Source organism: Fibrobacter sp. UWB1, assembly GCF_002210325.1.
GTDB lineage: Bacteria > Fibrobacterota > Fibrobacteria > Fibrobacterales > Fibrobacteraceae > Fibrobacter.
The window spans coordinates 26,989-51,671 of the sequence record NZ_MWQL01000013.1 but is presented as its reverse complement, the minus strand read 5'-3'; the positions used below and the strand labels follow the sequence as shown (position 1 = coordinate 51,671).

Annotated in this window: 20 protein-coding genes; 16 read left to right on the top strand and 4 right to left on the bottom strand. The window is 50.2% G+C overall.

Features of this window, described 5'->3' with window-relative positions; genetic code table 11:
- Positions 1-11 precede the first annotated feature (11 nt).
- Entirely contained in the window at positions 12-899 is an 888-nt protein-coding gene (locus tag B7988_RS10640; protein WP_088657889.1) for a BatD family protein, read from the top strand.
- Positions 900-918: 19 nt separating this feature from the next.
- Here B7988_RS10640 and B7988_RS10635 read toward each other — a convergent pair whose 3' ends face one another.
- Both B7988_RS10635 and B7988_RS10630 read right to left on the bottom strand, forming a co-directional pair.
- The gene (locus B7988_RS10635; RefSeq protein ID WP_088657888.1) at positions 919-3,003 is read right to left on the bottom strand and encodes a hypothetical protein; all 2,085 of its coding nucleotides are present in this window, start codon (positions 3,001-3,003) and stop codon (positions 919-921) included.
- A gap of 442 nt (positions 3,004-3,445) precedes the next feature.
- Complete coding sequence (locus tag B7988_RS10630) at positions 3,446-4,513, bottom strand: Fic family protein (RefSeq protein WP_088657887.1); 1,068 nt, start codon at positions 4,511-4,513, stop codon at positions 3,446-3,448.
- Between the two features lie 269 nt (positions 4,514-4,782).
- Between B7988_RS10630 and B7988_RS10625 the strand changes: the two genes are divergently transcribed.
- Complete coding sequence (locus B7988_RS10625) at positions 4,783-5,121, top strand: TfoX/Sxy family protein (RefSeq protein WP_088657886.1); 339 nt, start codon at positions 4,783-4,785, stop codon at positions 5,119-5,121.
- A 51-nt stretch (positions 5,122-5,172) separates the two neighbouring features.
- Here the strand turns inward: B7988_RS10625 and B7988_RS10620 are convergent, their stop codons facing one another.
- Positions 5,173-5,469, bottom strand: a complete 297-nt coding sequence (locus B7988_RS10620; protein ID WP_088657885.1) for a type II toxin-antitoxin system YafQ family toxin — start codon at positions 5,467-5,469, stop codon at positions 5,173-5,175.
- The gene (locus B7988_RS10615; protein ID WP_163453639.1) at positions 5,463-5,744 is read right to left on the bottom strand and encodes a type II toxin-antitoxin system RelB/DinJ family antitoxin; all 282 of its coding nucleotides are present in this window, start codon (positions 5,742-5,744) and stop codon (positions 5,463-5,465) included. Before B7988_RS10615 ends, B7988_RS10620 begins: the two co-directional genes overlap by 7 nt.
- A 183-nt stretch (positions 5,745-5,927) precedes the next feature.
- Here B7988_RS10615 and B7988_RS10610 point away from each other — a divergent pair, with 183 nt between their 5' ends.
- The 14 genes from B7988_RS10610 to B7988_RS10545 all read left to right on the top strand — a co-directional run bounded on the left by B7988_RS10610 (position 5,928) and on the right by B7988_RS10545 (position 24,666).
- Positions 5,928-7,118, top strand: coding sequence for a hypothetical protein (locus B7988_RS10610; RefSeq protein WP_088657883.1), 1,191 nt, complete (start codon positions 5,928-5,930; stop codon positions 7,116-7,118).
- Between the two features lie 93 nt (positions 7,119-7,211).
- Positions 7,212-8,195 (top strand): MoxR family ATPase, encoded by a 984-nt coding sequence (locus B7988_RS10605; RefSeq protein ID WP_072807678.1) that lies wholly within the window; start codon positions 7,212-7,214, stop codon positions 8,193-8,195.
- A 382-nt stretch (positions 8,196-8,577) separates the two neighbouring features.
- Entirely contained in the window at positions 8,578-9,861 is a 1,284-nt protein-coding gene (locus B7988_RS10600; RefSeq protein ID WP_072979041.1) for an adenylosuccinate synthase, read from the top strand.
- Positions 9,862-9,887: 26 nt separating this feature from the next.
- Positions 9,888-10,598, top strand: a complete 711-nt coding sequence (locus B7988_RS10595; protein ID WP_073055298.1) for a Crp/Fnr family transcriptional regulator — start codon at positions 9,888-9,890, stop codon at positions 10,596-10,598.
- A gap of 39 nt (positions 10,599-10,637) precedes the next feature.
- Positions 10,638-11,411, top strand: coding sequence for a PASTA domain-containing protein (locus tag B7988_RS10590; protein WP_088657882.1), 774 nt, complete (start codon positions 10,638-10,640; stop codon positions 11,409-11,411).
- A 7-nt stretch (positions 11,412-11,418) separates the two neighbouring features.
- Positions 11,419-13,347 (top strand): hypothetical protein, encoded by a 1,929-nt coding sequence (locus B7988_RS10585; RefSeq protein ID WP_141225640.1) that lies wholly within the window; start codon positions 11,419-11,421, stop codon positions 13,345-13,347.
- Positions 13,348-13,471: 124 nt separating this feature from the next.
- Positions 13,472-14,248 (top strand): hypothetical protein, encoded by a 777-nt coding sequence (locus B7988_RS10580; protein WP_170930634.1) that lies wholly within the window; start codon positions 13,472-13,474, stop codon positions 14,246-14,248.
- A gap of 27 nt (positions 14,249-14,275) precedes the next feature.
- Positions 14,276-15,736, top strand: a complete 1,461-nt coding sequence (locus tag B7988_RS10575; RefSeq protein WP_088657879.1) for an FISUMP domain-containing protein — start codon at positions 14,276-14,278, stop codon at positions 15,734-15,736.
- Positions 15,737-15,775: 39 nt separating this feature from the next.
- Positions 15,776-19,156, top strand: coding sequence for an FG-GAP-like repeat-containing protein (locus tag B7988_RS10570; protein ID WP_088657878.1), 3,381 nt, complete (start codon positions 15,776-15,778; stop codon positions 19,154-19,156).
- 24 nt (positions 19,157-19,180) lie between these two features.
- The gene (locus B7988_RS10565; protein WP_088657877.1) at positions 19,181-20,089 is read left to right on the top strand and encodes a formylglycine-generating enzyme family protein; all 909 of its coding nucleotides are present in this window, start codon (positions 19,181-19,183) and stop codon (positions 20,087-20,089) included.
- A gap of 46 nt (positions 20,090-20,135) precedes the next feature.
- Positions 20,136-20,660, top strand: a complete 525-nt coding sequence (locus B7988_RS10560) for a copper resistance protein NlpE N-terminal domain-containing protein (protein ID WP_249268960.1) — start codon at positions 20,136-20,138, stop codon at positions 20,658-20,660.
- 1 nt (position 20,661) lies between these two features.
- Positions 20,662-21,429 (top strand): LytTR family DNA-binding domain-containing protein, encoded by a 768-nt coding sequence (locus B7988_RS10555; protein WP_073319119.1) that lies wholly within the window; start codon positions 20,662-20,664, stop codon positions 21,427-21,429.
- 52 nt (positions 21,430-21,481) lie between these two features.
- Positions 21,482-22,885, top strand: coding sequence for a signal peptidase I (gene lepB, locus B7988_RS10550; RefSeq protein ID WP_088657876.1), 1,404 nt, complete (start codon positions 21,482-21,484; stop codon positions 22,883-22,885).
- The gene (locus B7988_RS10545; protein ID WP_088657875.1) at positions 22,885-24,666 is read left to right on the top strand and encodes an Ig-like domain-containing domain; all 1,782 of its coding nucleotides are present in this window, start codon (positions 22,885-22,887) and stop codon (positions 24,664-24,666) included. The genes lepB and B7988_RS10545 overlap by 1 nt, the downstream gene beginning before the upstream one ends.
- Positions 24,667-24,683 lie beyond the last annotated feature (17 nt).

Sequence of the window (24,683 nt, the reverse complement as noted above, 5' to 3'; positions counted from 1 at the left end):
ATTCTACATGTATGGAAAACGATTCTTTGAATGTGGAAAGTGTGGCGGCGGATTCGGTACAGTCTGCTGGTGCTGGCGATAGCGTTGTCGCAGCGCCGGAGATCGAAATGCCGACGCCGGAACAGCTCGGGATTTCGATTTCGGCAGGGCCGCAGGGTGGAATGCCCGCGGTGACCGTGGGCGACACGTTTGAATTTCCGGTGACTGTTTCATGGGGCGTGCAAGGGAGTGCGCTTTTGGTGGTGCCGACGGGCTCGGCGAATGCGAAGGGCCTGACACAGGTGGGCATGTCGCAGGAATCGGCGCGGTCGGTGAAAGACGGCAAGGAAGTCGCCTCGATTACGTTTACCTACAAGATTTTGGCTGCCGATACGGGCGACTTGCATATTCCGGCGATGCGGTTTGAAATTCCGACGCAAATGGGGCAACCGCTCGATTTGCGCAGCGAAAGCGTCGATGTGCGTGTGAATGAGCCTTTTAACCCGCTTCCGCTTGGTGTGGGGCTTATTGTGGCTGTTTGCGTGCTTTTAGCGGGCCTGTGGCGCGTGAAACGCCGTGCTGCCGTGCGAGAGGCCGTTGCGGCGAAAAACGCCGCAGAAAACGCCCTGCGCGAACAAATGCTGGTGCTCAAACAGCGCGTGAATACGGCCGACAGTCGCGAATGGCTCCTGGAGCTCGAAAGCATCTGCAAGGAATACGTGGCCGATAAATTCGGAATGGCCGCCTCCGCGGTCAACCTCGATACGCTTGTAAAAGATGGCAAACTCGAAGGCTGGGAAACCCTTGTAGAAGAATTCGCACACGCCCGCTACGGCGGCGGCAAGCGCGATGGATTCGAGAATCGTGAAACCTGGAAAGGCGCCATGACGCTCATGGGCATTTCCGAGGAAGAAGATTAGCGCTAGAATAGCGCGCGAATTATTCGTGAACCTTTATCGGTATTACCTGGTTGTTCAAGCGCAAAATATAAGAGCCTGAGCAGGGTACGTTTATGAAGTCGTTCGGACGGATTGTCTTTTCAAGAAGCAGGCGGCCCTGCATGTCGAAAAGTTGCGTCTTTGCAACCATGCTGTTTTGGATGCTGATGGTGCGGCCTGCGACATGGATGGCGGGCTTGCTTGTTTTCAAGGTGGCGAGTATTACCGGCTGCTGCGTCGTGTCGATTCCAAGAACGTTATAAAGCTTGGCAAGTTTGCCGTCTTGGGTTAAGAACTTGATGTCCTGGATTTCGATAGAGGCGTAGCCGCCCGGAGTCATCATGGGTTCGAAAGCAAAGCCCTTGACTTTGCCCATGGTTTCTTTTTCTATTTCATGGTTGTCGATCCAGAAGCTTAAGGTTGTAAAATTTTCGCTGGGGTTAATGGGGCCCCCTTTCCAACAGGGAATCCCGAGCCCATCTTCGTTTTTGCCGTAGCAAAGTGCAGAAACTTCGATTACGCCTTGCGTCTTGAGTGTCATGCGGATGGTATCTACATCGCTCAGGTCTTGGTACTTGTCGTCCAGATAAAGAGCGAGTCCGCTAAAGACGTAACAATCTGCTCCTGTGCAATCCTTGCCTACGCTAGACTCCGCACGCATTTCGGCTTTGACAAAAGCCTTTCCGTTATCGGCAAAGAGCGGTTTCTTGGTGGAATCGGGGAAGATGGTGATTTTGTTAAAGCCGTTCGATTTGGTAACCCAGTTTCCGAAACCGGAAACCTTGAGCGTAGAATCCTGCGTGCCTTTGGGCATTTGTGGCTGACGCATAACCGATGCGGTTACGATGTTTTTCGTATTTTCCATATGTGTCAAGTCCGGCATGTTTCCGGTCAAGAGTAACAGTTCCAAAATACGTTCCGTCTCCGTTCTTGCCGTTTTGGAATTCAGGTTCATCAGTGATTCGTAGACCGTCTCCAAATAGGGATCGTACTTGTCTGTAGAACTAAATGCTAGACCGACACCGCTAGCTTCTGCGACATCCTTCTTGCCGTAAATCGAGTTTGATCCATCCAATTTATAATAGGTTTTGATATAGCTAGCATGTCCATACGATGCAGATGACAACCACTTGGCAAGTTTATCATTAACTTTCTTGGCGTTTTCGTCGCCGTACCAATAATACGCCGAAGCCATTCTCCATGGGACCAATAAAGCGTCATAATTGAAACCAGGATCTTCTTCATAAGAATAATCATCCATAACCTTCACCGGTTTATGCGTGCTATAATCACACCAGAGCGGAACGAGTCCTGTTGCGGAATCCTGACAGAGGACGAGTTCTGCAGCGGTATTCTTTGCCAATGTATTCCATGCATCCTTGAGTGCCGCTCCAGATTCAGCAAAAAATTTAAAGTTGGCAAAGGCGGAATAACTAGGGTTAAATGCGGGATCATAGTCCGAATAAGCCTTGATATGTGTCTTTTCGCTGGCATCTACATCATTGTTGTAGATGTCCTGCAATAGCGTTTCTGCATAGGTCGCGTATTTTTCTGCACCTTCGGAACCCCACTGCTTGTCGGCCAAGAGAAGTGCAAGAGCGGCATCCATGTCGGCAATGGGGTTGGACACGCCCATAAAACGAACTAAACTGGAATCATTTTCGGAAACCTCGCCTGCCATAATTTTGAAGAAAGGGCTTTTGCAGGTTTTCGGTTCTTTGTTCTCGAGGGCGAAGCAACGGTAGAAGTTCATGAATTGGTTGAATAGCGATTGGGCGTCGTTGGACGCATCGGCCATATAAACCGAAACCAACATACCGTATGCAATGTCTTTAGAAGAAATTCGGAAAATTTTGGAATCAGACATTTTAATGTATGCGGTCGGAACGCCATCGACCATGACATTCTCGGTCACCCATTTTTTGCGCCAGTCATCGAACTTTTGGCGGATGGCGGTTTCCGTCTTTTTCAGGTCGGGGTTGAAGATATGCCCGTATGCATACTGTTTGTTCTGGGGAAACGGGTACTGCGGAGCGGCAAATGTGATTGTGGATACGACGAGTGACACCAAAGCGAGAATTTTCATATTTCCTCCTTTTCTCTGTTAAATATAACTTTTTTAAGGTGATTTTCTATTGAAAATAAATTAATCTGTGCGAGGGGGGGGGGCTTTCGCCTTGTATCATTTGGTGCTTTGTTTGTATCATTCGTGAAAATTTATTTCGTAAGTGTTTCCGACTCGTTAATACATAAGTACCTGAACCTGCCCGACTCAGTATCCGTAGAACCCTTTGAAACGGACTCCATTCCCGAAAGCTGGCTGGAAGGGTACTCGCTCAGCAAAATGATCATGGTCGATTCGCCGAAATGGTTATCTCCCCCTGCAGGATAAGACCACAGATAGAACCTATCGAATAGAATATCCTAGTGGAGATCCATTTTCGAAAATAGATTCAGTACGGCAACGCCTGAAATAATCAGGACGAGTTCAGAGAAGTTTCGTGACCATGTTTTTAGGGGTGTTTGTTCTACGTAGAAGGAACGATAATCACTCGCCATTCGTTTTCCGACCGCAGGATATACCCCTTGTCGGTCATATTTTTTAACTGTTTTTGAATGGCTGACATGTTGATCCCGATTTTTTGTTGTAGTTCTCGGTATGTAATGGATGGGTTATCCAATAAGCTTTCGAGAATTCTTGTCGAGTTCTCGCTGCGGAATGTTATCCGTTCCCCATCGTACCACCAAACATCGGGTGAATGCTCCTGAACAAAGCCTATGTTGTATGCGATTTCTTCGGCATAAATTTTCTTGAAAGAATTCTTGAACGCCCTGATTTGTCGAAGAGTCGCTTGTGCTCCATCAGAAGGGGCGTCGCCGACTTCCAAATCGGATTGGTGTAGAGCGTCAAGGTATTCGTTTTTCTTGCGGCTACGGACCACCATCATCGGGTAGCCGTGCCTGGCTAGAATGTAGTTGACGAGTAATCGTGCAATTCGTCCGTTTCCATCTTCAAAGGGGTGAATGCGGATATAACGGTAATGGAACAAAGCGGCGAGATCGACAGGATTTATTGATTTTGACGATTCCGTTTCGTTGTACCAATCTACAAGGTCAGCCATTAAGGCAGGAGTTTCTTCTGGGGATGCGTAGGTGAAAATATCCCCATAACGTGTAATGACGCTGTTCGGGCGCGTTTTGTATTGCCCCGCATGAATTGTATATGCTGAGTGGTTCCCGTCGGGAAGAGTGTAATGGACTTGATAATCTTCTCGAATCAGCGTCCTGTGCAATTGGCGGATGAAATTTTGGGTTAATGGTGAGAGTGTGTCCTGCGATTTTTCTGAAGTCATTTTAAGACAAACTTCGCTGGCCTTCATCTCTTCGCAATCCCTAACCTTCGCGATACCTTCCACCTTGCCAAAAAAGAGCAGCAGTTCCGTTTGTCCGTACGTTAACGTATTGCCCTCGATATGGTTGCTGTTGTAGTTGAAATCCACCGAAAAACGACGGCTCAGGCGAAATTGGTCGTGCTCGCTAAGGGGCTGCATTGCCTGCCATTCGGCAAGGTTTTTTTCGAGATTTGGGCGCTTCATACCCTAAATATAACAAAATTTGCTTAAAAGGTGGTATTATACCACCTTTTAATGTGAATTTTATGCTTAATCTGTGCTTTTTTTTTGTGAAAAGGTGGTGTTTTACCACCTTTTCGGTGCTTTTTGGTGCCAGCGGCTTCTGCGACAATGGCGAGGATGAGGAATAGATAATTGGACATGAGGAGAATATACAAATTAATTTTTTATATTGTGGGAAGACGTCATTGCGAGGCCCAAACAAGGGGCCGAAGCAATCTATTGAGGAATCCATGCCGAGTTCAGAGAAGTTTCGTGATCACGTTTTGGAACAGTTCAACGGAAAGCTGCTTGAAGGTGGTTTCCGCGTGACGACCCGCAAGATGATGGGCGAGTACATCTTGTACGCTGACGGGAAAATCTTCGGTGGAATTTACGATGATCGCTTGCTGGTAAAGCCTGTGCCCGCGGCCTTGGCGATGCTCCCCGGCGCAAAGAAGCAGTTGCCCTACGAAGGTGCAAAGCCCATGCTCCGTGTGACCAACGAGCAAATTGAAGACGGCGATTTGCTGGTTCGCCTGCTCGATGCGATGTTGCCGGAACTGCCCGCCGCGAAAGCGAAGAAGAAATAGGTTCCGACGGATGTGCTTATCAACGGGGTGAGCGCCGGCCGCGGTTTGATTTTATTTGTCAAACAGGTCCGAGTGCGTTCCTGTGCGGACAAGTTCCAATATCAATACAACGTCTTGTTTACGGTAAACCAAGAGCCAATCCGGCTTGATGTGAAGTTCTCTATGCCCGGACCAATTTCCTCCAAGAGCATGATCCCGATACTTGTCTTCAAGAGGGTCGTCATTTGCGAGCTTTGAAACAACGGCGTATAATTCCTCCATATCGTAATTCCGTTTCTTTGCTCGCTTGACATCTTTCTTGTATTGTGATGTCCATAGGATTTTGTATCTAGGTCCTTTCTCTACCAAGATTTCATCTCCCGAATGGCTTCGTTGACCGTATACGTCTTCATCTTCGAGGGGTTCTTCTGGTATTTCGCGTAAATTTCATCTGACTCTTCCATCGCCTTGATAGTTTCCCGATTCGGACGGTTGATGGAAATTTCAAAAGGGATTCTTCCTTCGCGTAGAACCTGCTTGGTAAATACGTTGTATAGCCCCGAGATGGTCATTCCCACCTTTTCGCAAAAATCGGCGATGCCCTTTTTGTCGTCGTCGTCCAGTGTAATCGTCAGATTTGCCATTGTGCCCTCTTTGGGATGGGTGAAATACATGTTAAATATACATAAAAATCACGTAAAAATCAATGTTTTATGTGTGTATTTAACTGTTTTGACATTGTTTGGCTCTATTTTATTTGATAAAGCCTGCAAATTGGCTGATGGGATGAATCTAGGTTTTTCATGTAAGAAATTATATTAAAGTGTATGAAATTTCTTATTGGGATAATCCTCTTTTTGAACGTGTGGCTTTTTGCAGGCCAGAAAATTTCGTATTCTGCGGAATCCGTATCTCAATTCAAGACGTATCGAAGCGCTTTACTTGAATCATTAAAAAACAATAAAAAAGATGATGTCATTTCAATTATCAACTATATAAAAGAACGGGCTCCGGATGAATTTGCAATAGATAATCTGGAAATGCTCCAAATCTATTTGTTGATTGAACGCTATGACCTTGCTGTTGATTTGTGGGTGGAAATGTATGAAAAGTGCGGACAAAAGGTGCAATACTCATTTGCTACTGATTCTTTGCAGGATTATCTCGATACGAATATGAATTTAGATGATTCTAGTGTCGTGGAAAAGAAACTTAAAGAAATTGTTTTGTTTAATATTGATAATGAACAAAAAAGCTTGTACGAAATTCTGCTGAGAATGAGACCCTTTTATGAAATAGAAAATAAGTTCCATGTGATGCATTATCAAACATGGGACCATGAAAAAAGAAAATTCGTTTATGAATTGGCAAATAGGTATAAGGGAGACTCGTTAACCAATTCAACTTTTGGCCGGTTGATCTATGATCGTCGTGTATATGATGCTTTTTATTATAGGGCGGGAGTGGATCCGGAACGCATAAAAAAATTAATAGTATCGCTCAAGGAATTTGAGCAGCGTTTTCCGGATTCAAAGCATTTGTCATGGGCGAAATATGAACAGAATCGATTTGAAAAAATATTGGAAGATTACTTGGAGTTCCTGAATTATTACAGGAAAAAATTATATACGGGCGGTTTGGGTATCGAAGGTTGGATTACGAATAGTGGTTATGAAATCGGAATCCCTATTCAATTTCAGAGGTTCTTGTTCGTACCGACTTTTGATACGGATGAAAAACTTAATGATGAAGGGTGGATATTTATTTTTGGTTTTGATTTGTTTGAAATGAAACATTTAAAGATTGTTCCGTTTGTTGGTTTGTGGGACCCTTATGTGGCAGGAATGCAGATTGAATTTCGTCCCTGGCTCGAAAAGTATCCTGATACTAAACTTGGCGGTGCTGCTTATATTTCGCTAAAAGCAAAATACATGATGAAATATGGAGAGCTGGCAGAAACGGGAAAAAAAGATATTGCGCATACGTTTTATGTCGGTCTAGGATTTCATTTTTGGTAACTTGGGGGAGACATCTCCCCTTTTTATAACTCCATTTGCCTTTTTTCGTGGAATTTTGTATCTTAAATCGCGAAAACAGAAGAGGTTAACTAAATGGATATTCAGGAACTTTCGGAAAAGGTGAGGCAGCAGAGTGCTTTTTGCATGAACTTGCTGCGTGAAGTGGAAGGGACGGTGATTGGCCAGAAGGCTCTGGTGGAAAGCATTCTGACGGGTATCTTGGCCGACGGTCACGTGCTGCTGGAAGGTCTTCCGGGCCTTGCCAAGACGACTGCGGTGAAGGCTTTTGCCGATGCCGTGTCGCTGGATTTCAAGCGCATCCAGTTCACGCCCGACCTGCTCCCTGCCGACTTGCTGGGTACCACGATTTACAACGCGAAGGAAGCGAAGTTCGAAACCCGCAAGGGCCCGCTGTTTACGAACCTGGTGCTGGCCGATGAAATCAACCGTGCTCCCTCGAAGGTGCAGAGCGCCCTCCTCGAAGCCATGCAGGAACGCCATATCACCATCGGTGACGAGACGTTCAAGCTGGACGAGCCGTTCCTGGTGCTTGCCACGCAGAACCCCATCGAGCAGGAAGGTACATATCCGCTGCCCGAAGCCCAGGTGGACCGTTTCCTGTTGAAGGTGAAGGTCAGCTACCCGAACAAGGCCGACGAAATGAAGATTCTTGACGCCGTCGCCGGTGCGGGGCTCCGCCAGCCGCAGGCCGTCGCCACGAAGGAAGATATCCTCGCCGCCCGCCAGCTGGTGAAGCAGGTGTACGTCGATGAACGCGTGCGCGAATACATCGTGAACTTGGTGCTTGCGACCCGCGATCCGGGCAGCATCAAGCGTAGCGATCTGGTGGGCTTTGTGGAAGTGGGCGCCTCTCCGCGTGCATCCATCGGCCTTGCCCAGGCTTCGAAGGCCCATGCGTTTATCCAAGGCCGTGCCTACGTGACGCCCGAAGACGTGAAGGCCGTCGCCATGGAAGTGCTCCGCCACCGCATTATCCTGAGCTACGAGGCCGAAGCGGAAGAAGTTTCTGCCGAAACCGTGGTGCAGAAGATTCTGGATTCTGTGGAAGTGCCGTAACAATTAGGTTGTTGTGCGATTAATTTGTTCTAAACGTGCTATAAAAAGGGGACTTGTTGCAAGTCTCCTTTTGCTTATTCTGTGTGCATGCAGCCATTCGTCTTCGGACCCGTGCGAGAGCTCGATGTATGACGAATGTATGCGACGGACGGATGATACGCTTCTCGCTGATGTCGTCTGTTCGGAATACGCTGTGTCCGAGTGCAGTGATTAAGGGCTGATACGCACCAACAATGCCATTTTTTTCTTTTTTGGGGCATTTACCTAGACAACGGCATCCTAAAAACATGCCATTTTTTTATCTTTATGGCGAAAAAGGGCTCAGGGAAATTCCCTGGGTAGCTTATTTTCGTGTTTAACTAGAAAGAAAAACGAAGGATATATGGCAAATCGTGTTGTAATCGGTTCCCAATGGGGTGACGAAGGCAAGGCCAAGGTTGTTGATTTTCTGACTCTGGACGCAGACTACATCGTGCGTTTCCAGGGCGGCGCAAACGCTGGCCATACCGTAGAGGTGGGTGACAAGAAGTTTGTGTTCCACCTGATTCCCTCGGGCATTATGCATGATGACAAGATTTGTGTGATCGGTAACGGCGTGGTGCTTGACCCGGTGCAGACGCTCGCCGAAATCGCCGACTTGCATACCAAGGGAATTAACCCGGAAGGCCGTTTGTTCATTGCCGACAACGCACACGTGGTGCTCCCGTACCACTCTACCCTCGACAAGGCCAAGGAAAAGAAGGCTGGCAAGGGTGCTATCGGTACTACGGGCCGTGGCATCGGCCCCTGCTACAGCGACAAGGTGAACCGTATTGGTGTCCGCGTAGGCGACCTCATGGACGAACGCGAACTGCGCCCCCGTGTCGAAGCGATGGCCAAGGTCCACAACGAAGAATTCAAGGTGATGTACGATGTTCCCGAAATTGATCCGGAACAGGTCATCAAGGACTACCTCGAACTCGGCCAGAAAATCAAGCCGTTCGTGCGCGACGTGAGCGCTATGCTTTATGCCGCCGTGAAGGCCGGCAAGCGCTTGGTGTTCGAAGGCGCCCAGGGTACCATCCTCGACGTGGACCAGGGAACTTACCCGTTCGTGACCTCCAGCAACACGGTTGCAGGTTACGCAAGCTGCGGTGCTGGCATTGGCCCCACGGCGATTGACCAGGTTGTGGGCGTGGTGAAGGCTTACACGACCCGCGTGGGTAACGGCCCCTTCCCGACTGAACTTCTGGACGAAACGGGCGACACGCTCCGTAAGATTGGTAACGAATACGGTGCAACCACGGGCCGCAACCGCCGCTGCGGTTGGTTCGATGCTCCGGTGGTCCGCAAGGCTGCCGTGGTGAACGGCCTCACTCACTTGGCTATTACCAAGCTGGACGTGCTTGATACCTTCGATACCATCAAGATTTGTACTCACTACGAATGCGACGGTGAAAAGATCGAAAACTTCCCGAACCAGCTTTCGAAGGTTGGCCGTTGCGTGCCGGTCTACGAAGAAATGCCGGGCTGGAAGTGCGATACCACCAAGTGCCGCAAGCTCGAAGAATTGCCGGAAAATGCCCGCAAGTACCTGAACCGCATGGCGGAACTCGTGGGTGTGAAGATCGGCATGATTTCGATCGGTGCAAAGCGTGACCAGAGCATCATCGTAGATTTGGACTAGGAATCTAACCGAAGGAGAAAGAAGAAATGGACAACAATGTATGTGGACTCTTGAAAGGGGTTGACCTTTTCTCTGAATTGACGGAAGAACAACTTGGCTTGCTTGCCAATTTGGTTGTTGTCCAGGACTTCAACCGCGACGAAACGGTGGTGCTCGAAGGCGACTGCTCGATGAAGGCGCTGTACCTGATTGCGTCTGGGACGGTGCAGGTCTATATGACCGGCGTCGATGGGCGCGAGACGATCCTCAGTTTCTTGGAACGCGGTGACTTCTTTGGTGAAATGTCGCTCATCGACGGCGAACCGAGGTCCGCCTCGGTGCGCACCGTCACCGATGCGCAGCTGATGATCATTCACCGCGAACCGTTCTTGACGTTGATTCGCCAGACTCCTGAAATTGCGATGTCTCTTTTGTCCGAAATGAGCAAGAGACTGCGTAAGGCGAACAAACAGATCGGTTCCTTGTCGACTATGTCCGTAAGTGGCCGCGTGGCAGGCACTCTCCTGAATTTGATGGAAGAACGCGGCATGCGTATTCATACGGACAACGGCCAGATGGTGACGGTGATTCACAACCGTCCGACTCAGCAGCAGTTGGCAGACATGTCGGGTACCACTCGCGAAACGGTGAGTCGCATTTGCTCGATGCTTGTAAAGGCAAACGCCATCGCCATGACCGGAAAAGACATTGTCATTTTCGATGAAACCGCTTTGCAGGAGAAAGCTACTAAAGGGTAGGTGAATTCGGAGTTCGGATTTCGGAATTCAGAATTAGTTATGGATAAAGTAAAGTCTGTTTTGAATAAAGTTTTGTCCTGGGCTAAAAAGGCGCCTGTAGTGAAGGCTCTTTGCGTCTGGATTGTATTACTGGTCCTGTTGGCGTTCTTTGTGGACAAACTTGTCATGCCGATTTTTTCGGGCCATTTTGCCTCTACAGGCGAAGTCCCGAATTTGGAAGGCATGAGCGAAGATGCCGCCCAGAAGGCTTTGGAAGATGCCGGATTCAAGTACGAATGGCTTGAAGAAGGCCGCTACAGCGCGCAGATTCCGGCCGGCATGGTCCTTGTGCAGATGCCTGCCGCTGGCCGTACAGCAAAGCTTGGCCGCACGGTCAAACTTACCAGGAGCTTGGGACTTCGCGAAGTGGAAATTCCTGATCTGCGCGGCAAGAGCCAGAAACAGGCTTCTATCTCGCTTGCTCGCGCTGGCCTTGTGCAAGGCGCTATCGTGAAGGGCGCTCACCAGAGCATTCCCCGCGGTGTCGTGATTCGCACGATTCCTGTGGCCGGCGAAAAGGTCCGCATTGGCGACACGGTGAAGGTCGTGATTTCGGCTGGCGCTACCCAGGGTAAAACAGTTCTGCCGGACTTTAGCGGCGAGCAGATTGATAACGTTTATATTAAACTTGAAACTCTCGGCTTTAAAGTCGGAAAAATCAAGCGCAAGAAAGACGAAGAAGGCCGTGCGCCTGGTACGGTGATCGAGACTTCGCCGAAGCATGGCGATTATTTGCCGCCCGACACCAAGATTAACTTCGTGATTGCGGACTAAAAGGCTCATGAGGGCATTGCTACTTTCACTTTCTTTTATAGCGACTCTCTTTGCGATGTCGCTTTCGCTCGGGGCGTGCGCTTCGTCAAAAAAAGGGAGTGCCTTGACCGCTGCTGATTCTGCGGCTATTGCGGCTGCTGTCAATGCAAAAATCGATTCAATCAAATTTGCAGAAGAACAGGCTTACGCGCTGAATGTAGATGCGGCGCATGAATCGTTCATTCGCGCCCAGGAAATGGAACTCCGCGGCGAAAAGGCCTTGGCAAATGTGTTCTGGCAGCATGCTGCAGAATCGGATACCAAGAACCGCTTTTTGGCGTTCAAGCTTGCTGAAATCATGATGGCTCGCGGAGCGGATTCTGCCGCCTTGGTGCAGGCCCAGCACGCACAGACTTTAAAGGGGCGAGCAACGGCTTCGCAGCTGGGAATTCTTGCCCATTTGTACGTGAAAGACGGCCGCGCCGATTCGGCCCGCAAGTATTTTAATGCGGCGCTCGATTCTTCGCGTTACCAGGACATGACGCTCTTGTACGATTACAGCCTGTTCCTGGAAGCGATTCAAGACGCCAAGGAATTGGTTCGCATTTATGACTTGCTTTTGCCGCAAGTGAATTACATGCCGTCGCTGTTCCAGCGCCAGCTAAAGCTTTTACTTGACTTGGGCAAGGATTCTGCTGTCGTGGAACTCTTTGAAAAGGGCCATGAGGCGACTGGCGACAAGAAGATGCTTTTGCAGATGGTGCAAGGGCTTGTGTTCCAGAAACGCATGAAAGAGGCTCAGGCGATTGTAGATACGCTAACGGAATCGACGGAAGATGATGAATCGATGGTCGTTCTTTTGATGAGTTCGCTTGCCGAAAGCAACAAGCGCGATTCTGCCTACGCCTTGCTCAAGAAAAAGTATTCGGTGGACCAAGTGCGTACTCCGCTCCTTGCAAATTTCTTGGGCCAGTACGAAAACGTGTACGGTGACTATGACAGCGCCAAGGTGCACTTGAAATATGCCGCAGAGAATATTGCTGACCAGCGCATTTATGTGACGGGCGCCTACCACACGCTTTCGGCCATTGCCTTTAAAGAAAAGAAGATTAAGGATGCCGTGCGCTACGCCGAAAAGGCGGACTCTGCCGCCATGGGTGGCGACAAGGCCTCGCTCGCGTTGACTTACGGCTCGGCCGGCATGTACCCCAAGGCTTACAAGATGCTCGACTCGGTGATTGCCGTGTGGGACAAGTGGACTCCGATGGAAGGAATCGCTGATTCTGCCTCGATGATGCGCATGAAGATGGATGTCGAACGTAACAGGCGCCAGTTCCGCAACGTGTATGCCCGCCTTTTGAGTGCCGAAGCCCAGGAAATCTGGCAGAAGGATATCGGGGATCCGGCAAGAATCAAGAAGTCGATGGCTTTGCGTGAACGTGCCGACGAATTCTACAAAGATCTTGCCTCGAAGGATTCTTCGGACTTGCAGACCCGTGTGCTGCGCGCCATGAACCTGGAACGCCTGGAACGCTACGATGAAGCGTTTGCCATATTCGAGTACGTGCTTCGCTTTGAAAAAACTTCGATTGACCGCGCCGAAGTCTTGAATTACTATGGCTACACGCTGATTGACTTGAACCGCAGCCCCGAAGAATTGGACAAGGGTATTGCCATGGTTGACAAAGCCCTCTTGATGGAACAGGGCGGCGAACCCTCGGAAGCGTACCTTGATTCGAGAGCCTGGGGATTTTACCGCAAGGGAAAATTCGAAGATGCGCTCACGGTGATGAAACTCATCAAGAGCCCGCATTTTGATGACGACTATGTTTACTGGGAACACATGGCGGCCATTTACGAAGCGCTTGGCATGAAGACTGAAACCAAGGCCGCTTACAAGAAACTGAAAAAGCTGCAGCCGCATCACCCTGCCGTGAAAAAGTTTTTTAAGAAGTAGGCAAGACGGTAGGAAGTAAACTGAGGCTAATGTGAGATGTGAAATGAGAAATGTGAGATGATAAATCACACATTACACATTGCATGTCACAAGTGTCAAATTGATCAAATCGAAGGATCTTTTGTTGAAGTTTTTTTGTTCTATATCTGTCATTCTACTTGCGTTGTGCATTCTTGCCGGATGCGCGGGTAAAAAGCCTGTGGTGGAACCGACTGCTGCGGCCGATAGCAATGCGACTGTCGAAGCTCCGCGCGATAGTCTGCGCGCCAAGTTCTTGCTCACGATATATCAGCAGGATTCTGCGACACAGGAATTGAAAACCCAGGAGTTTGATGCGGTCTTGTTCTCGGTGCCGGGCAAGCGTTACCGCATGGAACTTACGGGCCCGCTGGGTATTGGCGTGGCCTCGCTCCTGTGGCAAGAAGAAGGCTGGCAGATGACTTTCCCGACTGAAAAACTTTACATGAAGGGTGCGGGCTACATGGTGGGGCTCTTGAATAACGACGGTCTCCCGATGGTGCATATTCACCAGGTGGCCGACATTTTTGATGGCCGCCTGTTGCCTGAAGTCTACGAAGAAGTGGCTCCGCCCGAAGATTCGACGCGTGTAGAAGGCGCGATTTATGCCCGCGAAAAGACAGGGCGCTTTTTCCGTTTTGCAAAAGAAGGCGAACATGTCGCCTGGCTTTCGCGCATAGGCCGCGGCGGCAAGACCGAAACGATTCATTTTAATGATTTCAAGCAATTCGAGGGCGTAGAAACTCCGTCGAGAATTGTTTTTGATCTGGATGGAGTCCGCTTTTTGGAAATACGCATCAAGAAGGTGACTCGCAACAAGTCGTTCAGTTCTGGAACTTGGCGTTTGAACATTCCCAAGAGCTTCAAGCGGGTTGGGGAATAGCCTTGATTCTTCCAAGGGGGAGGAACAATGAGAAAACTGTTTTACACGATCGTGATGTTGGGCCTTGTACTGGCTGCGTGTAGTGGCGATGGCTCAAATACAACTTCTGCTAAGCAAGATGATGAATCGGAAGTCACCGAGAAGAATCCTATGAAATGGAATCTGTCGGTTGCCTACGGGAACTTGGTTGACCGTCGCGATGGGAAATCATACAGGACGGTGATGATAGGCAGCCAGACTTGGATGGCGGAAAATTTAAGGCTGGAAGCGGGTGATTCTTTTTGCTTTGATGACAAGTTTGAATATTGCGATACGTATGGAAAACTGTATCCGTGGTATGTTGCCGTAGGTAGGCCTGACTGTGCCGAAAAAGATTCCTGCGACTTGGCTCCAGTAATGCGTGGCGTTTGCCCTGAAGGGTGGCATTTGCCATCGCTTGCGGAATGGGATACTCTTTTTGCCTTTGTTGGAACGGATATTGTGCATAAATTAAAATCGCAGAGTGAAGAATGGTGCGATTTTGATGACGCTTGCCCTAAAGGGGGACTTGATACTTATGGCTTTGGAGCTCGTGCCGGGGGATATAAAAGCTGGGATGCCAACTATGTGGATAATCGGGATGCTGGATATTTCTGGGCGTCTTCGCTGGCGGATCGGTGCGGGATGAAAGTCATTATTGGAGATGGTTTTGACGTCGGGGATTATGAATGCGGTGACGACCAAGGTGCAGCTTCTGTTCGCTGCGTTATGGATTCCGAAGGGTTTATGCCCGATTCCATGGAACCGTCTTTTGATTATAAGGATAATGCGCGCCGCAAATCCGTTGAATTTGAAATGGGGACAATGACAGATTCCCGCGATGGACATGTCTATAAGACGGTGACGATAGTTGGCTTTACCTGGATGGCCGAAAACTTGAATTACCGTTATACGCAGAAAACGGCTGAACTGGATTCGTCGAGTTTTTGTCCTTTTAACGAGACTGACAGTTGTGACGTGTATGGGCGCCTGTATCTGTGGAGTGCCGCGATGGATAGCGTAGCCATGTTTAGTGAAATGGGTAAAGGCTGCGGTTATGACGTTTATTGTTCCGAAAAGATATATCTGAGTTCTGTGGTGCGTGGGGTATGCCCCGAAGGGTGGCATTTGCCTGATAGGTATGAATGGGAATATCTCGCCCGAGAGATAGGAGGGGTGTCCGTGGCGGGGACGCTCCTTAAATCGAACAAGGGGTGGAACGGACGCGGAAACGGTACGGATGAGTACGGATTCTCGATATTGCCGGTTTCTACCTACCAGTATAGTTTTCAAGCCAATAAATATTATACCGGTTTTTGGTCGTTTAGAGAGGATATGTATGCCGGACTCGCGTTTGAAAATGAAATGGCGGAAATCGCCTACTTTGATGCGTATTCGACGCGTTTGTCAATGTCTTCCGGACTGAAAAATTCGGCGAATCCAGTCCGTTGTGTCAAAAATCTAGAATGAGTCGCGTCTAGGTTTTCGTCTATTTTGTAAATTATGGTTATGAAGTTAAATGCTAAGATTTTTGCATTGGTTTTTGGGCTATTCGCTTTAGCGACGTCTTTTGCTGCGGATACGCTACAGATTTTTGCCATTCGCGTAGAATTTGCCGAAGAAAAAACAGATAATAGCCTGACAACCGGAACGGGGCTTTTTGATTCTGACAAGGCGAAAAAAGACGCCTATAGCCTGGACCCGCAGGGGGTGCGAAACAGCACGCCTTACTGGAGAAAACATTTTGAGTTTGCCAACGCCTATTTTAACAAGGCGAGTAATGGCAACGTAGTAATTGATGCGCATGTTTACCCGAAGGAATCGAGTGCCTACAAGCTGAAAAAGCAGATTATCGACTATAACCGCACGAGCAAGATGAAAGGCGAAAAGACGGCGGAATTCGACGATGCCCGCAGTCGCGACTACTTGCAGTTTATTTATGATGCCGTGATGGCGGCGCACGAATCGGGTGATTCTCCGTTTAACGAACCGCTTTCGGAAAACCCGAATACCAAACGTGCCTACATGATCATTCATGCGGGCGCAAGCCGGCTGGTTGACGGCGGTAGCATGGGGACGCGCGGCGCCGATACGCCGGGCGACTTTATGGATGTATACATTGACAAGTCCGCCTGGCAGTACTTGCCGGATTCAATCAAGAATGCGGCCTTCCGCAAGGAGGGCAAGAAGGCGAACGGCAAGGATTCGCTGGTGGCCGAGGGCTTGATTTTGAAGGGCTCCGCCATCGATACGCTGAAATCGATTATGGTCACGAGCGAAACCGCGTCGCAGGACGGCCTGAACTGGGGCGTGAACGGAATCATTGTGAACCAGATCGCGCGCGAACTCGGGCTCCCGAATACATACGATGTGGTGAAGGGCATTAGCCGCCTGGGTTATTACGACGTGATGGACTTTGCGGGCTACAATGCGGGCAACGGGTTCTTGCCTTCGCTGCCTGCTGCATGGGAACGCGCCTACATGGGCTGGACTCCGGTAAAAGAAGTCCGCCCGGTGGCCGGCAAGCCCGTGACGGTTGAAATTTCGGCGGCGGGTACCGGCAAGGGAACCGAGATTGTGAAAGTCCCGCTTTCTGCAAGTGAATATCTGCTGATTGAAAACCGCCAGCGCAGCTGGAATAAAGAGGGCGAAGTCAGCGTGTCGCTAAGCGGTGCTGGCGAAAGTTCCGATACCACAATCAAGACTGTGCCTGTAGACAGCTTGCACCTGGTTTTTGAGGATAGCGTAGATTGTGCGAAAAAGTGCAAGGTCAACAAGAAAAAAGCGAAGGGCGTTATTGTCGACATCAGCAGCTACGATGCAGGTATCCCGGCGAGCGGCATTGTGGTCTGGCGCGTGAATGACTGGTACTTGCGACAGACGCTGGAATACGGCATTGCAAACTTCTGGGGTGGCGATACTTTGCGCGATCACCAGTTCGGTATTGCGATGGTCGAAGCCGACGGAATCTTGAGCATCGGTAAGACGTTCAAGAATGCGCTGGGCGAAGATACTTACGACTACGGTTCGGGTACAGACTTGTTGCCGCACCTGCGCAAGCCCGCTAAGGATTCCAAGCAAAAGTTCGATACGGTCAAGACGATTGGTTCTACCGGTTATGCAAACACCATGACGACCCAAGGTGGCTATACCGGAATCAAGATTGCGGTGAATGTCCCGAAGGGCGCCCGTACCGAAAAGACCGCGAATTCGTTCATGGGCGATAGCGTGGTGAATTTTGGTGCGCAGAAGATCAGTGTGACCATCAGTATTGACGACGGAAGCATCGACGGTGCTGCATTCCCGCGCAACATTGGCCTTGCCTCTGCCGTGCGTGGAGCTGTGTTTGTGGACAATCCTGAAAAGGATGGCGAAAAGCTCTTGGTTGTGGGCGCCATGGATGGTACGCTCCAGGTGTTTGACGCTTTGGGTGACACCTTGTTCGCGGCAGATACGGTCATCAAGCAGAATACGTTGAACCGCGATAAGGCGGAAAGCGAAGTCCCGCTGTACCGCGTGGGCGCAAGCTACGGTCCGCTGGTGGGCATGGCAAGCGACGGCAAGGACGTTTATAGCCTGCATGCAAACAAGCTGGTAAGGACCCGCTTTGTGGGCGGTTTGCCGACGCAGGAACCGGTTAGCGTTGATTCTGCGGTGGCGGGGCCGATGATTGTTGATGGCGACGTTTACTTTACGACCAAAAAAGGCCTCTTTGCCTACAATGTGAATGAAGGCAAGATTGCCCCGCGTAATGAAGGTTCTAACGGCGACTATTCTGATATGACAGATATGGCTTATTGCGGAACGGCTGATGGAAAGCCTGCAATCGCTTATTATGTGGCTTCGGTGAATTCTGTTTTCTTGAATGGCGCCGAGTTGAAACTGAATGGCCGTGCTGATGAAAAGTATCGCATTGCATGTACAGATTTAGACCGTGACGGTAAAGAGGATGTGGTCGCTGTCGGTAGTCGCGGTACGGCAATTGCGAAGGGCAAGTGGAATAAATTTTACAAGCGCGGTGCTGCAGGCATAAGTGGCCTGAAGGATGAAACCTCCGGCATCGCCATCGGCGATATCAACAATGACGGCTACCCTGAAGTCGTGTTCCTGGGCGATAACATGGTTTATGCGCTTGACCGTTCGGGACTCCCCATTGCCGGATTCCCGGTGAAGATTAGCCGCGGAGCACCTGTTTACGGATTCTTTAGCGACCCGATTCTCGTAGACGTCAATGGCGATGACGTGCCTGAAATTCTGGTGCCGAGTAACAATGGCCTGGTTTACGCGGTGACCGGCAAGGGAAAGATGCTTACTAGCAAGGACGGCTTCCCCATTGCGGCGGGCAGCTACGAAGATATGGATTCTACGAGCGTGATTCAGCCCATGAGTATCTTTGTGGCGAATGCGGTTTCTGACAAGAAGTCTGCGGGTCCGGAACTTTATGCATTGCACCGCAATAACGTGACTGCATTCCGCCTGCGCAAGGCTTCTAGCGCCGCGGCAGAATCGGAGGCGGCATGGACGCTCCCGGCCGGCGGTAACGAACGCGCGGGTTACTTTGATGCCTCCAAGCTTGCCGACGTAAAGAAGGTGACCGCAAAAGATGAAATTACGGAATTCTTCATGTTCCCGAACCCGGTCCGTGGAGGCGTGGCGAAGGCTCGTTTTGAAGTCGGCGCTGCGGCGCAGAATGCGACCCTTGAACTTTACGACATTACAGGCCTTTGTGTATTCAAGAAAAAGGTAACTGGCGTAAAACAGGGCCGAAACCAGTTTGAAAACCTTGACTTGAAGGATTTGGGTTCTGACGTTTACACTGCACGCCTCAAGGTGAAGTTTGAAAGCGGCAAGACCAAGCAGAAGCTCTACCGCGTGGGTGTGGTGAAGTAAACGCTTGAAAATGTGAGATGGGGAATGATGAATAAGTCTGCACTTTCTTCTGCCTTGTTTATGGCTTTGCTTGCGGCCATGTTCACATTCGGAGCTTGCACGGCGAACGGGGATTCTGCCGATACATCACCGACATCTCATCGAGGGGGCAATGCAAGTACGGATAAGGGTTCCGGCGACAAGGAAACTTCCAGTTCTTCGACGGATTCGGGACCTTCGGAATACTCGATTCATGATCTTGTCGAGATGGTAAGTGTTCCCGCTGTTGCTTTTTCTCGCGGGACGGTTGAATACAGTGTGGACGCATTTGCAATCGGGAAAACCGAGGTCAGTCAAGGCTTGTACCGAACTGTAATGGGAAGCGTGCCTGAAGATGATGCCTTGGGTGACGATTATCCGATTTTTAATGTGAGTTGGTATGATGCGGCCCTCTTTTGCAATGCGCTTTCTAAAAAGGCAGGGCTAGATACGGCCTACGTTTATGATTCGGTCAACGATGGTGGCGAATTGATTAATTTGTCTGTGAATTACGCTGTGGCGGCAGTACGCCTCCCGACTGAAATGGAATGGGAAATTGCGGCCCGTGCAGGTACCTTGACCACTTACTACTGGGATACCGATGTTGCCTCGAAATATGCGTATTACGCACAAGATAAGGGCCCTGTGGCGGTTGCCGGCTTTACCCCGAATGCGCTCGGCCTTTATGATATGGCGGGCAATGTCGCCGAATGGGTGAACGACTGGTATGGTTCGTATCCGACGGTTTCGCAAGAAAATTACACTGGCCCGGAAGAGGGTAAGTACAAAGGAATTCGCGGCGGAGGCTGGTCAGACAAGGCTCCGGCACTTGCCTCTGCTGAACGCGAAAAGAAAGTCCCCTCACACCGTAGCCAGACTATTGGCTTCAGGGTTGTTTATTCCGCCGGATTTTAGGCCCTATAAAAGCTTGTTTGAAACTTTTATTGCTAAATTATGAACCATGACGATATTGAAAAACATGGTTCTCCCTGTCGCAAGAATGGCTATGCCGTTGCTTGCTGTCTTTGCCCTGATGGCTTGCGAAGAAGAAAAGTCCGCGCCCCTGCCGGATTTGCCTCCGATTGAAATCCCGAAGGATGTACCGGGACTTTATTCTGGCCGCTTGCCGTGTGACGATTGCACCAGCCGTATGGTGCGTATGACTCTTGGTGAGGATAGCTCTGTCGAAGCAATCCAGCTGGTTTTGAAGGATACGATGGAAACGGACTCCCTGAAGGGAACTTATTCAATTACCGACAGTACAATCAAGGTGACGCTCGCTGGCGATAAAGGCCATTGGAACTTTAAGCGTGCCAAGTTCGGCAATTTGCAATATATGACGGCCGCAGGCACGGTTTATGAAGATGAAGACGGAATGAAGGCCGAACTGATTCGCATTTTCAAGGTAGCGCCGAAGACGCTTACGAAGAAAACAGATTCTGCCGCTGCTGATTCAGTCAAGAAGGAAGAACAGCCTAAGGAGTAATATGCAGTGTACTGCACTAGTCATTGACGACGAACCGCTTGCCCGCAAGCGCATGATTTCGCTTTTGGAACCTTATGCCTCCGAGATTGAAATCTTGGGGGAGGCGGGCTCCGGTGCGCAGGCCGTCAAGATGATTCACGAGATGATGCCTGACGTGGTGTTTTTGGATATCCAGATGCCTGACATGGATGCGTTTGAAGTGTTGCATTCTTTGCAAGGGGACGACGTCCCGCTCGTGATATTCACGACGGCGTTTGACAATTTCGCGCTTAAGGCGTTCGAAGAAAATACGGTGGATTACCTTTTGAAGCCGGTGGCTCCGGAACGTTTGGCCTCTGCGATTGAAAAACTCCGCAAGGTGATTCCGCAAGTGGACGACACGACAATCCCGTCCGACTTGAACTGGGAAAAGCTGCGTAACCTGGTGGACATGAGCGGACTCTACCTGCAGCGCTTGCAGGTGAAAGTGGGCGACCGCATTGTATTTGTGAATATTGACGAGGTGATCCGTTTCCATAGCGAAGAAAAGTACACGACAGTTTACACCGTGAACGGTCAGTACGTGATTGATACCCCGCTGGTGGAACTGGAAAAGAAACTGGACCCGAAACATTTTACCCGAGTCCACCGTTCCCATATCGTGGCGATCGACTACATTGCCGAATGCCGCAAGGGTGATGCGGGCCGCATGGTGATGGTGCTCCGCGACAAGGCGGCAACCCAGCTGGTGGTGAGCCGCTCCTTGGTCAAGAAGATTAGAACACTGTAGAGTCATTCGCGTTTTTCTAAATTGCACTTGTCATTCTTTAACGTTGAATTTTATGGAAAAAGATAAACAGCCGTTTTCGTGGAAAAAGTTTGTGAAAGGCCTGCTTCGGGAAATCATTGTCCCGGTGGCGCTTGCCTTGGTTGTAATCCAGTATGTGATTCAGGCTTTCCAGATCCCGAGCGGGTCTATGGAAGATACCTTGCATACGGGTGACTTTTTGCTGGGCCTCAAGTTCACTTACGGTTCGCCGATTCCGTTCAGCAACCAGAAATTCCCGGGGTATGCTTATCCGGCCAAGGGCGACGTGGTGATTTTCCGCTATCCGGGCGAGCCGGAATATCCTGATGGCAATCCAGAACGTTATACGCACTTGTTTAACGCGCTCATGTTTGGAAACTTCTACTGGGATCACGAACCGAAGGCTGGCCAGCCGCACTTAATCCACTACGCCGACGGTCCGAAGGACTACATCAAGCGTTGCGTGGCGGTGAGCGGTGATACGGTCGCTGTCCACAAGGGTCGCCTTTTCGTGAACGGCAAAATGCAGGAATCTCTGCCCGGTCGCGGCAAGTACACGGCTTCTGCCCGTACGTTCTCTCCGCGCGATGAACGCGATGAATTCGTAGTGCCGTCGGTGGGCGATACGTTTACGATTGAATCGATGCCGCTTGAAAAATTGTGGTGGCTGCGTTCCCTGGTGGCGCAAGAAAACCCCGATGAAACGGTGGAACTCGATATTTCGCTGTGGAAGGATTCTGTTGAAATTAATAATTACGATTTCGAGGAATTCAAGATTCCGGTGGAAAACGATCGTGGCCTTGCGCTGAACGAACTGTTCCGCAGAAACCGTACAGTGCTGCAGCAACGCCTTACGCAGGGCGATACGATTTCGGGCGTGATGTCCTTTGCCTACTTCAAGGAACTTTCGCGCATGGCGTATTTGCCCATGATCGATCCGAACATTCAAGGCGGATTCACGCGCCCGGTAAGCTACATGGCGTTTGAAGGCTCGCTCTTGCGTGACCTTGAAGGTAACGTGGCTTTGCTGAACCAGGCCGAAGAAGATAACGCAGGAACCGTGGAACTTGTAGAAGTCGATGCCCCGCAAGATGGCGGCTCGACCGTAGAGGGTGTGGCAGGCGATACTCTTGATGCTCCGGCAAAGTCGAAGTTTGAAATCCGCCGCAGGCTGCTCGTGGGCGGCAAGCCAATTGATACTTATGTGGTCAAGACTCCGCAGTTCTTTATGATGGGCGACAACCGCGACAATTCTGCCGATAGCCGCTACTGGGGCTTTGTGTCGCTCAGGAATATTCGCGCCAAGGCGTTCGTGATTTACTTCTCGTTCGAAAATGACGACGAAGCTTTCGCCTTGAAGAATCCGTTTACCTGGTGGCGCCTGCCGTTTAGAATCCGTTGGGGCCGTCTTGGCAAGATTATCCAGATGATTGACTGATGCGTTCGTTGTTGAAAAAATATGGCGCTGCTTTTGCGGCTTTGTGTACGACGGTATTCTTGTCGTGTGCAACGCAGGTGGCGCCTAGTGGCGGCCCCGAAGATAAACTGCCTCCGCGCATTGCGGGCGTTTATCCGGCCCCGAATACGACGAATCACCCTAACGAGCTCATGATCAAGCTCGAATTTGACGAATGGATTAACGCTTCGGTTCCGCGTAGCGCAGTCTCCATTTCGCCTCCGATTGACAAGAAGTTGCGCTTTGAGGTGAGTGGCAAGACGCTTGTGCTCACATCGCGTGCGGTACTTGATACCGGAACGACTTACACCGTGACTTTTGCGGGCGGCATCAAGGACTTGCATGGTAACGCCTTGTCAAAGCCGTTCCATGTGGTGTTCTCGACGGGTTCGATAATCGATTCGCTCACGCTTTCGGGCCGCGTGCTTGTGGACCAGGCGATGGCACGCAAAAAGGAATACCCGAGTATCGGTTTGTTCTTGATGGGCGAGGAGCGAGAATCCAAGCATTACCTGGACAAGTACCGCGATACGACAACGAAGGAACTGAGCAAGGAACCGATGCTGTTGAAGGAACCGCCGCTGTACCTGACGCGCGCGGACAGCGCCGGCCACTTTACGCTTACCGGGCTTAAGGCGGGCCATTACCGCGTTGTCGCCTTTATGGATGGCAACGGCAACCAAAAAATCGAACTTTCGACAGAACAGGTGGGCCTTTGGACGGGTGACTTGGAGTTGACCGCCGAGACAAAGGATGCGTTATGGCTTGCCATTGCCGACATGGACACGACCAAGCTCGAACTTTCTTCGGTGACGCAGCCTTACGCCAACGTGCTCGAGGCGACCTTTACGCGCAACGTGTACTTTGATTCCGCCTTTGCTGATACGTCGAATTGTTACCTGGAATCTCCCGAAAGTAAGAAACTCTATCCGAAACTGGTTTATCTGGGTGCAAGCACCAATCGCCCGCAGTTCTATTTTGATCCGGCGCCGAAAAAGGAAGTGCTTTACAAGTTCATTTGCTCGGCGGCGAAGGATTCCCTGTTCCGTACACTCGATACGCTTCGCAACGAAGTGGAGTGGGAATGGAAAAAGATGGAAGGCGATACGCTTCCGCCAAAGGTGGCCGGCGTGAGGACGAATTCCAAGGCGAAGACCCTGTTCCCGGATGATTCGCTGGTGGTGTACTTCGACAAGCCCAAGCTCGATTCGCTGGAGCAGACATTCTACATCGCAATCAACAAGGACACGACTCAAGTTCAGGTGAAGCAGATGGACCCGGTGCGCTTTGCGGTTGAAAAGCCTGCGCCGTGGGGCACTGACGTTTCGGTGATTTTCTTGATGGGCTATATGGATACGACACTTGCCGCGGCCGACAGCAACGGAAAGCGCGATACGGTTATAGAACTCAAGTACCAGCGCCTGCAAAAGTTCGAGACGGTAAGCAAGCTTAAACTTGCCAAGTTGAACGGCAAGATTCCGGGTGGCTCTACGAAGACGGTTGTGCGCTTGCTTTCGGCAGAAACCAAGAACTACTATTTCGAAAACTGCAAGGCCGACGGAAGCTTCAGTTTTGGCGATCTGGTTGAAGGCGCTTACCTGATGGATTATTATTTGCCCGAAGAAGGCAAGATGTTGCCGGATGGCGGCTCGGTGAACCCGCTGCGTTATGGTTCTCCGTGGCGAGCCATTAACGATACGCTCAAAGTCAAGAACGGCGAAAACCTGTTGGACAGCTTGACGGAAGTGGTACCCGCGCTTTAGCGATGACGGCAAAAAGT

Excerpts from the sequence above, each read along its gene's own strand:
- B7988_RS10640 (WP_088657889.1), top strand. The coding sequence starts at position 12 with ATGGAAAACGATTCTTTGAATGTGGAAAGTGTGGCGGCGGATTCGGTA.
- B7988_RS10635 (WP_088657888.1), bottom strand. The coding sequence starts at position 3,003 with ATGAAAATTCTCGCTTTGGTGTCACTCGTCGTATCCACAATCACATTT.
- B7988_RS10630 (WP_088657887.1), bottom strand. The coding sequence starts at position 4,513 with ATGAAGCGCCCAAATCTCGAAAAAAACCTTGCCGAATGGCAGGCAATG.
- B7988_RS10625 (WP_088657886.1), top strand. The coding sequence starts at position 4,783 with ATGCCGAGTTCAGAGAAGTTTCGTGATCACGTTTTGGAACAGTTCAAC.
- B7988_RS10615 (WP_163453639.1), bottom strand. The coding sequence starts at position 5,744 with ATGGCAAATCTGACGATTACACTGGACGACGACGACAAAAAGGGCATC.
- B7988_RS10610 (WP_088657883.1), top strand. The coding sequence starts at position 5,928 with ATGAAATTTCTTATTGGGATAATCCTCTTTTTGAACGTGTGGCTTTTT.
- B7988_RS10605 (WP_072807678.1), top strand. The coding sequence starts at position 7,212 with ATGGATATTCAGGAACTTTCGGAAAAGGTGAGGCAGCAGAGTGCTTTT.
- B7988_RS10600 (WP_072979041.1), top strand. The coding sequence starts at position 8,578 with ATGGCAAATCGTGTTGTAATCGGTTCCCAATGGGGTGACGAAGGCAAG.
- B7988_RS10595 (WP_073055298.1), top strand. The coding sequence starts at position 9,888 with ATGGACAACAATGTATGTGGACTCTTGAAAGGGGTTGACCTTTTCTCT.
- B7988_RS10590 (WP_088657882.1), top strand. The coding sequence starts at position 10,638 with ATGGATAAAGTAAAGTCTGTTTTGAATAAAGTTTTGTCCTGGGCTAAA.
- B7988_RS10585 (WP_141225640.1), top strand. The coding sequence starts at position 11,419 with ATGAGGGCATTGCTACTTTCACTTTCTTTTATAGCGACTCTCTTTGCG.
- B7988_RS10575 (WP_088657879.1), top strand. The coding sequence starts at position 14,276 with ATGAGAAAACTGTTTTACACGATCGTGATGTTGGGCCTTGTACTGGCT.
- B7988_RS10570 (WP_088657878.1), top strand. The coding sequence starts at position 15,776 with ATGAAGTTAAATGCTAAGATTTTTGCATTGGTTTTTGGGCTATTCGCT.
- B7988_RS10565 (WP_088657877.1), top strand. The coding sequence starts at position 19,181 with ATGATGAATAAGTCTGCACTTTCTTCTGCCTTGTTTATGGCTTTGCTT.
- B7988_RS10560 (WP_249268960.1), top strand. The coding sequence starts at position 20,136 with ATGACGATATTGAAAAACATGGTTCTCCCTGTCGCAAGAATGGCTATG.
- B7988_RS10555 (WP_073319119.1), top strand. The coding sequence starts at position 20,662 with ATGCAGTGTACTGCACTAGTCATTGACGACGAACCGCTTGCCCGCAAG.
- lepB (WP_088657876.1), top strand. The coding sequence starts at position 21,482 with ATGGAAAAAGATAAACAGCCGTTTTCGTGGAAAAAGTTTGTGAAAGGC.
- B7988_RS10545 (WP_088657875.1), top strand. The coding sequence starts at position 22,885 with ATGCGTTCGTTGTTGAAAAAATATGGCGCTGCTTTTGCGGCTTTGTGT.